The sequence below is a fragment of the Streptomyces sp. NPDC087428 genome (genome assembly GCF_044744085.1).
Lineage (GTDB): Bacteria > Actinomycetota > Actinomycetes > Streptomycetales > Streptomycetaceae > Streptomyces.
In genome coordinates this window covers 145,559-160,259 of record NZ_JBIUXR010000008.1, presented here as the reverse complement: position 1 = coordinate 160,259, position 14,701 = coordinate 145,559, and the positions used below count along the sequence as shown (strand labels likewise).

Here is a 14,701-nt window from a genome sequence, read left to right as displayed (position 1 = left end):
GTCACACGCCCTCCGTTGCGGTGTCTTGCGCGCCCCTGGACCAGGGCGCGGTGCGGACGACGATGCCGGGCACCGTTCCGCGTCCGCCGAGCTCGACGAGGGTGGTCTCCGCGCCGACGCCGGGCTCGAAGCGCAGCGAGGTGCCGGACGGGATATCGAGCCGGAATCCCTCGGCCTGCGACCGGTCGAAGGAAAGCGCGGGATTCACGTCGAAGAAATGGAAATGCGATCCGACCTGAATGGGGCGGTCGCCGTCGTTCACCACGGTGAGCCGCAATTTACGGCGGTCGGAATTTACGTGGACCACGCCGGCCCCGGTACGGATCTCGCCGGGGATCACGGGATCGGCGAGGTGATCGTGACGAGCTTGCGCCCGTCGGGGAAGGTCGCCTCGACCTGGACGTCGTGCAGCATCTCCGGAACACCTTCGAGCACGTCAGCGCGGGTGAGCACGGACCGCCCCAGGGTCATGAGGTCGGCGACCCCGGCCCCTTCCCGGGCTCGTTCCATCGCCCAGCAGGCGAGCAGGGCAACGGCCTCCGGGTAGTTGAGGAGTACGCCCCGCTCACGCCGGTCACGGGCGACCATTCCGGCAACACTCAGCAGCAATTTCTCCGTGTCGGACGGAGTGAGAAACATGGGAAACCTCCATGGCGGCAGTTCCCGGAATTCCCGGAATCGCCTTGGCCACCTTCCTCTTATAAGCCTCCGGGCGGGGCCGTGGCAACTTGCGCCACACCGCAAAAAGTCCCTTTCTTGCATCATGACCCACTATATACGGGCAAAGCAGACAAATTTTGGTCATCGTCTGACCATGCGAGAGGCGGCCGCGCCCCCCCCGCCGAGGGTGCGCGGCCGCCTCAAGAGAGGAGCTCAGCAGGTCACTTCAGGCCGAAGGCCCGGATGATCTCCTGGTCCACGCTGAAACCGCTGCCGGCCTCGGCGTGCGCCTTGAGCGAAACCGCGGTGGCGCCCTTCTTCGGGGTCTTGAACCGGGCGGTCCAGGAACCGGCCGAGTCCTTCTTCAGCTGCACCGCGCTCCAGGTCTCGCCGTCGTCGTAGCTGACCGACAGCGAGGCCTTCGTCGCCTTGACGGCGCCGTCCAGCCACTCCTGCGTGGTGGACGAGAGACCGATCTCGGTCGTCTTCCCGGCCTTCACCTCACCGGCCAGGTCGGTCGCGATGTCGTAGTCCAGCTGGAGCAGCGGGATGTCGGCCTGGCTCGGTCCGGACGGGTCGAGCGCGCCCGAGAGGAAGTTCCACTCGGTGTGCGTGCGGACCGAGGTCTTCCAGACCCCCTCGTCGCGCGAGGCGTCGAGCGCCAGCCGGTACGGAAGCTTCTCGGGCGAGAGGTCCCAGGCGTAGCCCGCACGGCCGGCCGACTTGGTGAGCTGCTTGTCGCCCTGGAAGAAGGCGATGGTGCCGCTGTCGTACTCCTTGTCGGGCATGGAGCCGGAGTGGCCGGCGCCGGAGTCCGTCCACGGCGTGATGTTGAACTGGATGTCGTTGTACGAGGAGCGGAAGGGGCCCCAGTAGCCGGTGCCGAGCCTCGGGTGGCTGACCGGTGCGAACCACGAGTCCCGGTAGCTGCGGCCGCTCCGGTAGTCCATGGTGCCGCTGCGCTCCTCCAGCGCGGTGTCCGTGCCCTCGTCGTTGAAGACCGCGTGGTCCTCGTACCAGAACGAGTCGCCGGGCAGCGGGGTGACCCACTCCGTGCGGGTGCCGGGGAACTTCTCGTACTCCTGGAAGCCGACGCCGGGGCCGTAGTCCGGGATGTCGTAGCGGAAACCGCCGCCGACGACGTCGCGGTTGCCGTAGAAGGTGTTCTCCACCTTGGCCAGCTGACGGGTGGTCGGGGCGAAGGCCAGCGAGCGGTCCGGGACGGTGCCGTCGTGGCGGTCGACCAGGTCGTAGACGTAGCGCGCGAACCTGCGCTGTTCGACGGTCACCTTCTTGCCGCGCTGGGCGGCCTTGATCAGTCGGTCACCGGCCAGGCGCTGCACCGAGGCGACCGGGATGGCCGCCGTGGTGCCGTAGCCGGTGTACGCCTCCATCAGCACGCCGTCGCCCTGGTTGACGACGAAGAGCGCCTTGGCCCCGGCTGCTTCCGCGGCCGCGAGCCGGTCGGCAGGGGCCACCGTGGTGCTGCTGCGGATCACGACGGCCTTGCCCCTGGCGTCGATCCCCCGGTAGTCGGCGGCGGCGCCGTCGCCCGCGAAGACACTGCTGAGCTTCTTGTCGCTGTCCTCCGCGACGGGCGATCCGCCCTGCACGGCCACCGGCACATCACGGCCGTCGGCCGTCAGGTCGATCAGCTTCTCGCCCTGCCGCCAGCGGGTCAGGAAGGAGAAGCTGCCCTTGGTGACCTTCTTGGTCGGGCTCGCCCACAGCTGGTCGTACGTCAGCGGGATCTGGTACGCGTCGCGCTGGACGGTGCCGTCCGGTGCGGTGCGCGCCATGTCGTAGCGCAGCTGGCGGGTCTCGCTCTCCTTCGGCGTCTTCACGGCGATCTTGTGGGCCTTCGAGGCGTCGAGGGAGACCGTCCTCGACTTGTCGAGAATGATCTCGGGGGCCGCCAGGAAGGCGAGGGCCTGCGAGTCGGCGGTGTCGCCCTTGATGTCGGCGGCGGTCCAGGCGGTGTAGTTGCCCGGCGGCAGTCGGAGCGTGGTGTCACCCGCCACCCCGACGACGCCGATGTTCTCGTCACCGAGGGCGGCGAAGACGACCTGCCCGTCCATAGGCTTGCCCGCGCGGTCGCGCAGCTCGATCTTCAGGTCGTAGAGCTCCTGCTCCTTGTTGAGCGCGAAGCCGGTGTGCGCGACGGTGGCGCCCGTGGCGTCCTTCGCGATCACCTGTCCGGAGAAGGTGGTGTTGTTCTCGACCTTCGACGGGTCGAGCGAGAGCACGGCCTCGGCGGTCGAACCGGCGGGCACGGTGAGCTGCTTCGCCGACAGCGTGTAGGCGTCGGCGTCCGTGTCGGTCGCCAGGTCCAGCGTGACGTCCGCCTTCCCGGTGTTGCGGTAGGTGATGGTGCGCTCGGAGACCGGTTCGGAGTCGGAGTGCGGCCAGTTGTAGGACGCGACCGCGACGGAGCCGGTGGCCTCGATCGTGGTGTCGATCGCCGCCTTCACGTCGAGCCGGCCGGTGCCCTGCTCGTACGGCGTGTAGTCCGGCAGCTCCTTCGACGAGGTCATCAGCGCGTCCTTGATGCGCTGACCGGACCAGTCGGGGTGACGCTGCTTCACGATGGCGGCCGCGCCCGCGACATGCGGCGTCGCCATCGACGTACCGGACAGCGACTGGTACATGCCCTCGATGCCGGGGACCGACTGGGAGGCGGCGGCGTTGATGTCGACGCCCGGCGCGGAGAGGTCGGGCTTCAGACCGTAGCTGCGGGTCAGCGGGCCCATGGAGGAGAAGTCCGCGCGGTTGTCCTGCTTGTCGACGGCGGCGATGGTGAGCGCCTTGTCCGCCGAGCCGGGCGAGCCGATGGTGCCCGCGCCGTAGGAGTTGCCCGCCGCGATCACGAAGAGCGGACCGCCGTCGGCCGAGAGGGAGTCGACGGCCTGCGACATCGGGTCGGAACCGTCGTCCGGGATGCTGGAGCCCAGGCTCATGGAGACGACGTCGGCGCCCTCCGCCTTGGCCCACTCCATCGCCTCGATGATGCCGGAGTCCGCTCCGGAGCCCTCGTTGCTCAGCACCTTGCCGATGATCAGGTCCGCGGCGGGCGCGACGCCCTTGTTGACGCCGTCGGACGCGGCGCCGGAACCCGCGATCGTGGAGGCGACGTGCGTACCGTGGCCGTTCCTGTCGTCGACCTCCTCACCGGGCACGAAGCTCTTGGACTCCAGGACGCGGTCCTTGACGTCCGGGTGGTCGGCGTCGATACCGGTGTCCAGGACGGCGACCTTGGAGCCCTTGCCGTCGTAGCCGGCGGCCCAGGCCTGCGGGGCGTTGACCTGCGGGACGGAGTCCTTCAGCGCGGCCTCGGCCCGGCCGTCGAGCCAGAGCTTCGCGATGCCGTTGTCCAGCGATCGGGCCTTGGGCGTGGCGGCGATGTCGTCCCAGAAGGCGCGGGTGGTGGCCTTCGCCGCCTTCAGCGCCGCGCCGTGGATGCTCTCCAGCCTGCGGACCGTCTTGCTGCCCCGGGGTGCGGCGGGCAGCGAACGGGCCTTGCTCGGCGGGTAGGTGGCGATCAGCGGGATGCCGCCGGACTTCTTGTCGTCGTACCCCATCTTCGCGAGCGCGGTGACGTTGAAGAGCCGGCGGTCCAGCTTGCCGGCGGCGATCAGGCCCGCCGCCTCGTCGGGCAGGACGTAGATGTCGGCACCCGCCTGCTGGACGTGCACTCCGCCGGCCGCGCCGTCGGGGCGGTCCACGGTGACGGTGTCCTGCTTTCCGGCCCCGTCGGCGTAGTGGACGACGTCACCGGTGAGCAGGGTGATGTCGTACTGCTTGACGGGGGCGGCCTGGGGGCCGGTGGGCGGGAGTTGACCGGTGGCCGCGGAGGCGGAGCCCGCGGCGGGGAGCAGTGCGCCGCTCACCAGGGCGACCGAGGTCGCTATGAGGAGGGCCCTGCGCCCCGCGCGAGCGGGTCTCGCCCGGCCGGAGACAGTGGAGGCGGTGAATGTCATGCAGCTGATCTACCGGTAAATCAGCGGCTGCGGTGAGGTTCACCCCTGGCGTGAATGCGCCGTGGCGGCAACCCGCCGATCGGCGCGGGTCCGGGCGAGGGGCCTGTTCAGGCCACGGAGATCATGCGCCCGGCGGGCGGCACGGCGGCGCTGTGGTGGATCGGGGTGTGCGCGCCGGTCAGCGGAGCACCGCTGCCGCCGCGCCGGTCCGCGACGATCTCGGCGGCTATCGACAGGGCCGTCTCCTCGGGCGTACGGGCGCCCAGGTCGAGGCCGATCGGCGAGCGGAGCCGGGCCAGTTCGCGTTCGGAGACCCCGGCCTCGCGCAGCCGGTCGTTGCGCTGGAGATGTGTGCGGCGCGAGCCCATCGCGCCGACGTACGCGACCGGCAGCCTCAACGCGGTCTCCAGCAGCGGGACATCGAACTTGGCGTCATGGGTGAGCACGCACAGAACGGTGCGGGCGTCGACACTGGTCCCGGCCAGATAGCGGTGCGGCCAGTCGACGACCAGTTCGTCCGCGTCAGGGAACCTGGCCTTCGTGGCGAAGACCGGGCGGGCGTCGCACACCGTGACGTGGTAGCCGAGGAACTTCCCGGCCCGCACCAGCGCGGCGGCGAAGTCGATGGCCCCGAACACGATCATCCGGGGCGGCGGGACGCTGGACTCGACGAGCAGGGTGAGGGGCTGCCCGCAGAGCGAGCCCTCCGCGCCGATGGTGAGGGTGCCGGTGCGGCCCGCGTCCAGCATCGCGCGGGCCTCGGCGGCGGCGGTGCGGTCGAGCTCCGGGTGTCCCCCGAGCCCGCCCTCGTGACCGCCGTCCGGCCGGACCAGCAGGGGCCGGCCGAGGAGTTCGGCGGGCCCGTCGGTGATCCGGGCGACCGCCGCCGCCTCCCCCCGGGCGGCGACGGCGAGCGCGGCGGCGTACACCGTGCGGGCGGGGTCGTCCGCCCGGACCGGTGTCACCAGGATGTCGATGACGCCGCCGCAGGTCAGACCGACCGCGAAGGCGTCCTCGTCGCTGTAGCCGAACCGCTCCCGTACGGTGATTCCGTCATCGAGGGCCTGTTGGCACAGGGCGTACACCGCGCCCTCCACACACCCGCCGGAGACCGATCCGATCACCGTGCCGTCGCGGTCGACGGCCAGTGCGGCGCCCGGCTGCCGGGGGGCGCTTCCCCCGACGGCCACCACCGTGGCCACCGCGAATTCGCGTCCCTGCCCGACCCATCGGTCGAGCTCCTCGGCGATGTCCAGCATCTCGGTCTCCTTGACGGATGTGTGGAGGGGAGGGCGTCAGCTGACGCCCAGCCAGCTCTCCAGCGGGTGGAGCGCGAAGTAGACGACGAAGATCACCGTCAGCCCCCACATGAAGGCCCCGACCTCGCGGGCCCGGCCCTGGGCGACCTTGATCGCGACCCAGGAGATGACACCCGCCGCCACACCGGTGGTGATGGTGTACGTGAACGGCATCAGGACCACGGTGAGGAAGACCGGGATGGCGACGGCACGGTCGCTCCAGTCCACGTGGCGGGCGTTCTGCATCATCATGGCGCCGATGACGACCAGGGCGGCGGACGCCACCTCGGCCGGCACGATCGCCGTGAGCGGGGTGAAGAAGAGACAGGCCGCGAAGAAGAGGCCGGTGACGACGGAGGCGAGTCCGGTACGGGCTCCCTCACCGACCCCGGTCGCCGACTCCACGAAGACCGTCTGCCCGGAGCCGCCGGCGACGCCGCCGATCGCACCGCCGGCGCCGTCGATGAACAGTGCCTTGGACAGGCCGGGCATCCGCCCCTTGTCGTCGGCGAGCTTGGCCTCCGTACCGACACCGATGATGGTGGCCATCGCGTCGAAGAAGCCGGCCAGCACGAGGGTGAAGACGATGAAGCCGACGGTCATCGCGCCGACGTCGCCCCAGCCGCCGAACTGGACGTCCCCGAAGAGCGAGAAGTCCGGCGAGGAGACCGCGGAACCCTTGAGCTCGGGCGGGCCGCTGCTCCAGGTCTTCGGGTCGACATCGGCGAGCTTGTTGATCACGATGGCGACCACGGTGCCGACGACGATGCCGATCAGGATCGCGCCGGGGATGTTGCGGGCCTGGAGCATGAAGATGAGCAGCAGCGTCACCGCGAAGATGAGGACGGGCCAGCCGGCGAGTTCACCGGCCGGGCCGAGGGTCACCGGGGTTCCGGTGCCCTTGCCCACGAATCCGGCCTTGTAGAGGCCGATGAGCGCGATGAACAGCCCGATGCCCATGGTGATGCCGTGCTTCAGCGCGAGCGGGATCGCGTTCATGATCAGCTCACGGAGACCGGTGACCACCAGGAGGCAGATCACCAGGCCGTACATCACGCACATGCCCATGGCCTGCGGCCAGGTCATTTCGGGGGCGACCTGCGAGGACAGGACGCCGGAGACGCTGAGCCCCGCGGCGAGCGCGAGGGGAACCTTGCCGACGAACCCCATCAGCAGGGTGGTCGCCGCCGCCGCGAACGCGGTGGCGGTGATCAGGCCCGGCTGGCTGAGGAGGTTGCCGTCCACATCCTTGCCGCCGAGGATGAGTGGATTGAGCAGCAGGATGTAGGCCATGGCCATGAAGGTCGTGACACCGCCGCGCACTTCGCGTGCGACGGTCGATCCGCGCTCGGATATGTGAAAGTACCGGTCGAGCCACGATCTGCCGGCGGGGACGCGCGAGCCGGGGCCCGCTTCCTCCGCGGTGGTCGTGGGCTCCACTGACTGCTGGGTCATGATGCCTGACTCCCAAGGTTCACAGGGGCACCCGCGATGGAGAATCGAGATGCGGGATTTGGGATGACTGCGCGGGCGGCACGACCCGGGGGACGGCCCGAGGCGAACTGTTCATGCAGAGTGGATGTACGGGTACTGCTTCTTCTGTGGTTCCGGTTCTTCTGTGTTCCGGTGCTTCTGTGTCCGGTTCTTCTGTGGTTCCGGTCAAGAGCCGCGAGCGGTGCGGAGCCCGGTTTCTCCGGGCGGTGCGGGCGGAGGAAGTGTGACGTTCCCTGGAGGCGCGCGCCGCCCGGAGAGCTGTGGAGGAGCCCGGATCAGCAGCCGGTGAGGTGTTCGGGTCGCACCGGCGTCCGGTTGAGCTCCAGTCCCGTCGCGTTCCGGATCGCCGCGAGGACGGCCGGGGTGGACGAGAGGGTGGGGGCCTCGCCGATGCCGCGCAGCCCGTACGGGGCGTGGTCGTCGGCGAGTTCGAGCACGTCGACCGGGATGGTCGGCGTGTCGAGGATGGTGGGCAGGAGGTAGTCCGTGAAGGACGGGTTGCGCACCTTCGCGGTCTTCGGGTCGACGATGATCTCCTCCATGACGGCGATGCCCATGCCCTGGAGGGTGCCGCCCTGGATCTGCCCGAGGACCGACAGCGGGTTGAGCGCCTTGCCGACGTCCTGGGCGCAGGCCAGTTCGATGACCTTGACCAGGCCGAGTTCGGTGTCGACCTCGACGACCGCGCGGTGGGCGGCGAAGGAGTACTGGACGTGGCCGTTGCCCTGTCCGGTGCGCAGGTCGAAGGCCTCGGTGGGCCGGTGGCGCCACTCCAGCTCGACGTCGACCGCCTCGTCCTCCAGCACATCGGCCAGCTCGGCCAGCACCTCGCCGCCGTCGGTGACGACCTTGCCGCCCTCCAGGAGGAGTTCGGCGGTGGCCCAGGCGGGGTGGTACGTGCCGAACTTGCGGCGGCCGATCTCCAGGACCTGTTCCCGGACGGCCTCGCAGGAGTTCTTCACGGCGCCGCCGGTGACGTAGGTCTGGCGGGACGCGGAGGTGGAGCCGGCCGAACCGACCCGGGTGTCGGCCGGGTGGATGGTGACCTGCGAGACGCCCAGTTCGGTCCGGGCGATCTGGGCGTGCACGGTGACGCCGCCCTGGCCGACCTCCGCCATGGCGGTGTGCACGGTCGCGACGGGTACGCCGCCGACGACCTCCATGCGCACCCTCGCGGTGGAGTAGTCGTCGAAGCCCTCGGAGAAGCCGACGTTCTTCAGCCCGACCGCGTAGCCGATGCCGCGTACGACGCCTTCGCCGTGGGTGGTGTTGGACAGTCCGCCGGGCAGCGCCCGTACGTCCGGGTGCTCGCCGGCGCTCTCCCACTGCCGCTCGGGCGGCAGCGGCCTGGCCTTGACCCGGCGCAGCAGCTCGGCGACGGGCGCGGGCGAGTCGACCCGCTGCCCGGTGGGCAGCAGGGTGCCCTGCTCCATGGCGTTCAGCTGCCTGAACTCGACCGGGTCCATGCCGAGTTCGGCGGCGACCTTGTCCATCTGTGCCTCGTAGGCGAAGCAGGCCTGGACGGCACCGAAGCCGCGCATCGCGCCGCACGGCGGGTTGTTGGTGTAGAGGGCCAGCGCCTCGATGTCGACGTCCTCGATGACGTACGGGCCGACGGCCAGCGAGGAGGCGTTGCCGACGACGGCCGGGGAGGCGGAGGCGTAGGCGCCGCCGTCCAGCACGATGCGGCACTTCATGTGGGTGAGCTTGCCGTCACGGGTCGCGCCGTGCTCGTACCAGAGCTTGGCGGGGTGGCGGTGGACGTGTCCGAAGAAGGACTCGAAGCGGTTGTAGACGATCTTCACCGGCTTGCCGGTGCGCAGCGCCAGCAGGCAGGCGTGGATCTGCATCGACAGGTCCTCGCGGCCGCCGAAGGCGCCGCCGACACCGGAGAGCGTCATGCGGACCTTGTCCTCGGGCAGGCCGAGGACGGGGGCGATCTGGCGGAGGTCGGAGTGCAGCCACTGGGTGGCGACGTAGAGGTCGACACCGCCGTCCTCCGACGGTACGGCCAGGCCGGACTCGGGGCCGAGGAAGGCCTGGTCCTGCATGCCGAAGACGTACTCGCCGCTGACCACCACGTCGGCGCGGGCCCTGGCCGCCTCCGCGTCGCCGCGGACGATCGGCTGCCGGTGGACGATGTTGGGGTGCGGTACGTGCCCGGCGTGGTGGTCGTCGCGGCCCTCGTGGATGAGGATCGCGTCGGGGGCGGTCGCGGAGGCCTCGTCGGTGATGACCGGGAGCTCGCGGTAGTCGATCCTGATTTTCGCGGCGGCGCGGCGGGCCGTCTCGGGGTGGTCGGCGGCGACGAGCGCGACGGGTTCACCGTGGTGGCGCACCCTGCCGTGGGCGAGAACGGGGGTGTCCTGGAACTCCAGGCCGTAGTTCTTGACGTCGGTCGGCAGGTCGTCGTAGGTGAGCACGGCGTAGACGCCCGAGGTGGCGAGGGCCTCCGAGGTGTCGATGGAGACGATCTCGGCGTGCGCGACGGTGGAGCGCAGCGTGTGGCCCCAGAGCATGTCCTCGTGCCACATGTCGGAGGAGTACGCGAACTCGCCGGTGACCTTCAGGATCCCGTCGGGGCGCAGCGTGGACTCGCCGATGCCGCCCTTGGTGCGGGTGGCCTGGTTGATGCTGGAGGGGGAACCGGTAACGCCCATCGTCTAGACCGTCTCTTCCGCTCGGGCGGCCGCCAGGCGGACCGCGTCGAGGATCTTCTCGTAGCCGGTGCAGCGGCAGAGGTTGCCGGAGAGCGCCTCGCGGATGTCCGCGTCGGACGGGTCCGGGGTGCGCTCCAGGAGTTCGTCGGCCGCGACCAGCAGGCCGGGGGTGCAGAAGCCGCACTGGACGGCTCCGGCGTCGATGAACGCCTGCTGGATCGGCGAGAGTTCGCCGGTGTCGCGGGTCTCCTCGCCGGACGGCTTGGCCTCCCAGCGGCGGGCCTTGTCGACCGTGGTGCCGCAGGCGCCGGAGGCGCAGCCGGTGCCGGGGTGGGCCTCTGAGCGGTGGGCGGCGAAGTCGGCGAGGCCTTCTACGGTGACGACCTCGCGGCCCTCGACCTGGCCGGCGGCGACCAGACAGGAGCAGACGGGAACGCCGTCGAGGCGGACCGTGCAGGAACCGCACTCGCCCTGCTCGCAGGCGTTCTTGGAACCGGGCAGGCCCATCCGCTCACGCAGCACGTAGAGGAGGGACTCGCCCTCCCAGACGTCGTCGGCCTCGTGCCTGCGGCCGTTGACCGTGAAATTGACGCGCATGATCAGGCAGCTCCTTCGGTGCCGCGGCCGTTGCCGCGGTACGACTCCCAGGTCCAGCCGAGGGTCCGGCGGGCCATGATCCCGACCGCGTGCCTGCGATAGCTCGCGGTGCCGCGCACGTCGTCGATCGGGTTGCAGGCGGCCGCGGCGAGCGTGGCGAACTGCTTGGCGACGGACGGTGTGATGATCGTGCGGCTTTCCCAGAACCCGCCCTCTTCGAGGGCCGCGTTCAGGAACGCCTCGGCCTCCTTGGCCCGTACGGGTGTCGGGGCGGCGGATCCGATGCCGGTGCGGACCGTGCGGGTCTCGGGGTGCAGGGCCAGGCCGAAGGCGCAGACGGCGATGACCATCGCGTTGCGGGTGCCGACCTTGGAGTACTGCTGCGGCCCGTCGGCCTTGTTGATGTGCACGGCCCGGATCAGTTCGTCCGGTGCGAGTGCGTTGCGCTTGACGCCGGTGTAGAAGGCGTCGATGGGGATCAGCCGCGTTCCGCGGACGGACTCGGCCTCCACCTCCGCGCCCGCGGCGAGCAGCGCCGGGTGCGCGTCCCCGGCGGGCGAGGCGGTGCCCAGGTTGCCGCCGACGCCGCCGCGGTTGCGGATCTGCGGCGAGGCGACGGTGTGCGAGGCGAGCGCCAGACCGGGCAGCTCGGCCCGCAGGTGCTCCATGATGGCGCTGTACGGGACCGAGGCGCCGAGCCGTACGCTCTCCTGGCCCACCTCCCACTCGGACAGCTCGCCGATGCGGTTCAGGTCCAGGAGGTACTCGGGCCGCCGGTGATCGAAGTTGATCTCGACCATCACATCGGTGCCGCCCGCGATGGGAACAGCCGTGGGGTGCTCGGCCTTGGCGGCGAGCGCCTCCTCCCAGCTGGCGGGGCGAAGGAAGTCCATGAGTGGCTCTCTTCTTCTCAAATCGGGTCGTTCGCTGGGGCTGGGGACGGCCGGCCCGGGAAGGGTCGTTCATACGTTGTTAACGCGTTGTGTGGCCCAGTACACAAGCCCTGCTCCACCTGGTGCAGTCACCGAAACCATGAAGGAGTTGGCTGCTCTTCGGCCTCGTCTTGTAGATTCGAACGAATGACGGGTCCCTGTGACCTCACCGCAACACCCAGTTTTCACCCGCACCAACGAAAGAGATCGGCGGCGACGAGATGCGGCTGCGCGCACTGCTGGAGACCGACGCGCTGGGCCTGCGGCTGCTCGGCGGCGACGACGAGCTGGACCGGTCGGTCCGCGGCGTGATGACCACCGACCTGCGGGACCCCAGCCGCTATCTGACGGGCGGCGAGCTGGTCCTGACCGGACTGGCCTGGCGCCGGGACGAGAAGGACTCCGAACCCTTCGTACGGATCCTCGCGGGGGCCGGCGTCGCCGGCCTCGCGGCGGGCGAGGCGGAGCTCGGCGACATCCCGGCCGATCTGGTCGAGGCGTGCCACCGGCACCGGCTGCCGCTCTTCGCCGTCAACGAGACCGTCGCGTTCGCAACGATCACCGAGCATGTGGTCCGCCAGGTGTCCGGTGAGCGCGCCGGCGATCTGGCGGCGGTCGTCGACCGGCACCGCCGGCTGATGACCTCGGGGCCGGCGGGCGGCGGGCCGGAGGTGGTCCTCGATCTCCTCGGCTCCGACCTGGACCTCCAGGCCTGGGTGCTCTCGCCCACCGGCCGGCAGATCGCGGGCGCCGGTGCGGCGCTGCCCGGACCGGTCGGCGCCGAGCTGGCCGGTCTGCATCTGGCCGCGGTCCGCTCCGGCCGCCGTGCCCCGTACCGGGCGACGATCGGCGGGGTGGCGTATTCGCTCTTCCCGATCCGGAACAACGGCCGGGTCGCCGGGCCGGCCTCCCGTGATGTGCGCGAGTCGGTGCTCTCGGACTGGCTGCTCGCCGTCGAGGCCGACGCGAGCGACTGGCCGGCCGCCCGGCTCGACCTGCTCCAGGGCGTCACCCAGCTGATCGCGGTCGAACGGGACCGCCGGGACGCGGCCCGTACGGTGCGCCGCAGGCTCGCCCAGGAGGTTCTCGAACTGGTCCAGGCGGGCGCCCCGCCCGCCGAGATCGCGGCCAGGCTGCGAGTGGCCGCGCCGGTGCTGCTGCCCGGCCTCGGGACCGCGCCGCACTGGCAGGTGGTGGTGGCCCGGGTCGACTGGGACGAGCAGGGCGCGCCCGGCTCCACCGGATCCGGTGTCGCGGGCGGCCCGGCCGCCCAGGCGCTGCTGGAGGAGATCCTGGTCGACCCGGCCGTCACCGGCCCCGACTCCGCGGACCGGATCGCGGTCGCGCACTCCGGCGACGAGGCCGTCGCGCTGGTGCCGCTGCCCGCCGCCGCACCGGCCGGGGACACGGACGACGCCGCGGACCCGGACGGCGCGGACCCGTCCGGGGAGGATCCCGCGCTGCACGCCGATGTCCTGCTGGCCGCCGTGCGCGCCCCGCTCTCCGCGGGTCTGGCCGACGACGGCCGCCTGACTCTGGGCGTCAGCGCCTCCGTGCACTCGCCCGAGGGGCTGCGCGGCGCGCTGGAGGAGGCCCGGCACGCCCGCCGGGTGGCGGCGGCCCGTCCGGGGCGGGTCTGCGCGGCCGGCCATCACGAGCTGGCCTCGCACGTGCTGCTGCTGCCGTTCGTCCCGGACGATGTGCGCCGCGCGTTCACCGCACGTCTGCTCGACCCGTTGCGGGACTACGACCGGCGGCACCGCGCGGAGCTGATCCCGACCCTGGAGTCGTTCCTGGACTGCGACGGTTCATGGACCCGCTGCGCGGCCCGGCTGCATCTGCACGTCAACACGCTGCGCTACCGGATCGGGCGAATCGAGCAGTTGACGGGGCGTGATCTTTCGCGGCTGGAGGACAAGCTCGATTTCTTCCTCGCCCTGCGTATGAGCTGATTCCCGGGGGCCGCGCGGCCCCCGGCGGTTTCCGGCGATTGTGAAAACTTTCACCTGACATTGTCTCCACCCCTTGGCCCGGCGTGCCATTCCGTGCTGTGATGCGGCCAGACTCAGAGCGTCCGGCCATGGGGGTGGGTGAAGGACCGGAGCCGGGTGCGCGCAGTTGCAAGGCGGAGGAGTGAGCCATGGCGCAGCCATGGTGAGTGACGACAACGCCGCAGACGCGCGTGACCGGCCCCGCGACGCCGCCCCCGATGGCCGGACACTCTCCACAGCTCAATGGTGCGCTCGGGGAGGGCAATGTGGCGTATACCGCCATGTCTGGTTCCGGAACGACAGCAGATGACGATCCGCCGCTCCAGACAGCGGTATGGCGGTTGCGGTCACGCGCCTGTTGGACGGACGCCGCGGCACTGCTGGAACACGACGCCGCCACCGATCCGGCCGCGGCGCTCCAGCGGACGGCCCTGCTGACCGAGCGGTGCCTGTACACGGGACAGGGCTGGACCGATGCCGAGGACGCGCTGCGCACCGCGGAGGCCCTGGCCCACGACGACGCCGAGCGCGGGGCCGCCGCCTGCGAGCGCGGACATCTCGCGTACGCCTCGACGCTGCTCGGGGTGCGCGACCGGGCCGACGAGGCCCGGGTGGCGCTGAGCCGGGCCGCCGCACTGCTCGCCCCGGCCGCCGCGGGCCGGCCGCTGCTCGACTTCCGGCGCGGCCTCATCGCCCAGAACATCGCGGACTCGCCGCAGGCCGCACGCGCCGCCTACCGCAGGGCCCATGCGGGTGCCACCGCCCAGGGCGACGAACTGCTGCTCTCCTCCACCTGGCGCCATCTCGCCCTGATCGCCCTGCGCGAGGGGGAACTCGCCGAGGCCCGGCACGGTTTCGCGGAGTCCCTGCGGATAAGGGAGGAGCTGGGTTACCTGGTCGGCACGGCCCCGGCGCTCATCGCCATGGCGGACACCGAACCGGAGCCCGAGGCGGCGACCCGGCTGCGCGCGGAGGCGGGCAGGCTCTTCCGGCTGCTCGGCGGCGTACCGACCTGGCTGGCCCCGCACATCGACCCGCCGGTCCCTGGGACGGCCGAGGCGAACTGAGGCCGCGCCCGGGGGCCCTGCCGCA

The 14,701-nt window shown here is 71.1% G+C and carries 10 protein-coding genes; 2 read left to right on the top strand and 8 right to left on the bottom strand.

Annotated features, from left to right (window positions below; all coding sequences use genetic code 11):
- Position 1: 1 nt before the first annotated feature.
- The 8 genes from ACIO3R_RS18605 to ACIO3R_RS18570 form a co-directional block, all read right to left on the bottom strand.
- Positions 2-340 carry an urease subunit beta gene (locus ACIO3R_RS18605; protein WP_385041356.1) on the bottom strand — a complete coding sequence of 113 codons (339 nt, stop codon included), beginning with the start codon at positions 338-340 and terminating at the stop codon, positions 2-4.
- Entirely contained in the window at positions 337-639 is a 303-nt protein-coding gene (locus tag ACIO3R_RS18600) for an urease subunit gamma (RefSeq protein ID WP_363020911.1), read from the bottom strand. Before ACIO3R_RS18600 ends, ACIO3R_RS18605 begins: the two co-directional genes overlap by 4 nt.
- 242 nt (positions 640-881) lie before the next feature.
- Positions 882-4,637: a S8 family serine peptidase gene (locus ACIO3R_RS18595; protein WP_402106816.1), complete on the bottom strand. Its 3,756-nt coding sequence runs from the start codon at positions 4,635-4,637 to the stop codon at positions 882-884.
- Between the two features lie 107 nt (positions 4,638-4,744).
- Positions 4,745-5,896 carry an XdhC family protein gene (locus ACIO3R_RS18590; protein ID WP_402106813.1) on the bottom strand — a complete coding sequence of 384 codons (1,152 nt, stop codon included), beginning with the start codon at positions 5,894-5,896 and terminating at the stop codon, positions 4,745-4,747.
- A gap of 36 nt (positions 5,897-5,932) precedes the next feature.
- Entirely contained in the window at positions 5,933-7,390 is a 1,458-nt protein-coding gene (locus ACIO3R_RS18585; protein ID WP_385035253.1) for an NCS2 family permease, read from the bottom strand.
- Between the two features lie 314 nt (positions 7,391-7,704).
- Positions 7,705-10,089 carry a xanthine dehydrogenase family protein molybdopterin-binding subunit gene (locus ACIO3R_RS18580; RefSeq protein ID WP_385035255.1) on the bottom strand — a complete coding sequence of 795 codons (2,385 nt, stop codon included), beginning with the start codon at positions 10,087-10,089 and terminating at the stop codon, positions 7,705-7,707.
- 3 nt (positions 10,090-10,092) lie between these two features.
- Positions 10,093-10,686 (bottom strand): (2Fe-2S)-binding protein, encoded by a 594-nt coding sequence (locus ACIO3R_RS18575; RefSeq protein ID WP_385035257.1) that lies wholly within the window; start codon positions 10,684-10,686, stop codon positions 10,093-10,095.
- A gap of 2 nt (positions 10,687-10,688) precedes the next feature.
- Entirely contained in the window at positions 10,689-11,579 is an 891-nt protein-coding gene (locus ACIO3R_RS18570; RefSeq protein ID WP_363020917.1) for a xanthine dehydrogenase family protein subunit M, read from the bottom strand.
- Between the two features lie 260 nt (positions 11,580-11,839).
- On the opposite strand from ACIO3R_RS18570, the gene ACIO3R_RS18565 reads away from it, so the two are divergent.
- Both ACIO3R_RS18565 and ACIO3R_RS18560 read left to right on the top strand, forming a co-directional pair.
- Positions 11,840-13,570: a PucR family transcriptional regulator gene (locus ACIO3R_RS18565; protein ID WP_402106810.1), complete on the top strand. Its 1,731-nt coding sequence runs from the start codon at positions 11,840-11,842 to the stop codon at positions 13,568-13,570.
- 320 nt (positions 13,571-13,890) lie between these two features.
- Positions 13,891-14,676 carry a hypothetical protein gene (locus ACIO3R_RS18560; protein WP_363020919.1) on the top strand — a complete coding sequence of 262 codons (786 nt, stop codon included), beginning with the start codon at positions 13,891-13,893 and terminating at the stop codon, positions 14,674-14,676.
- Positions 14,677-14,701: the final 25 nt, after the last annotated feature.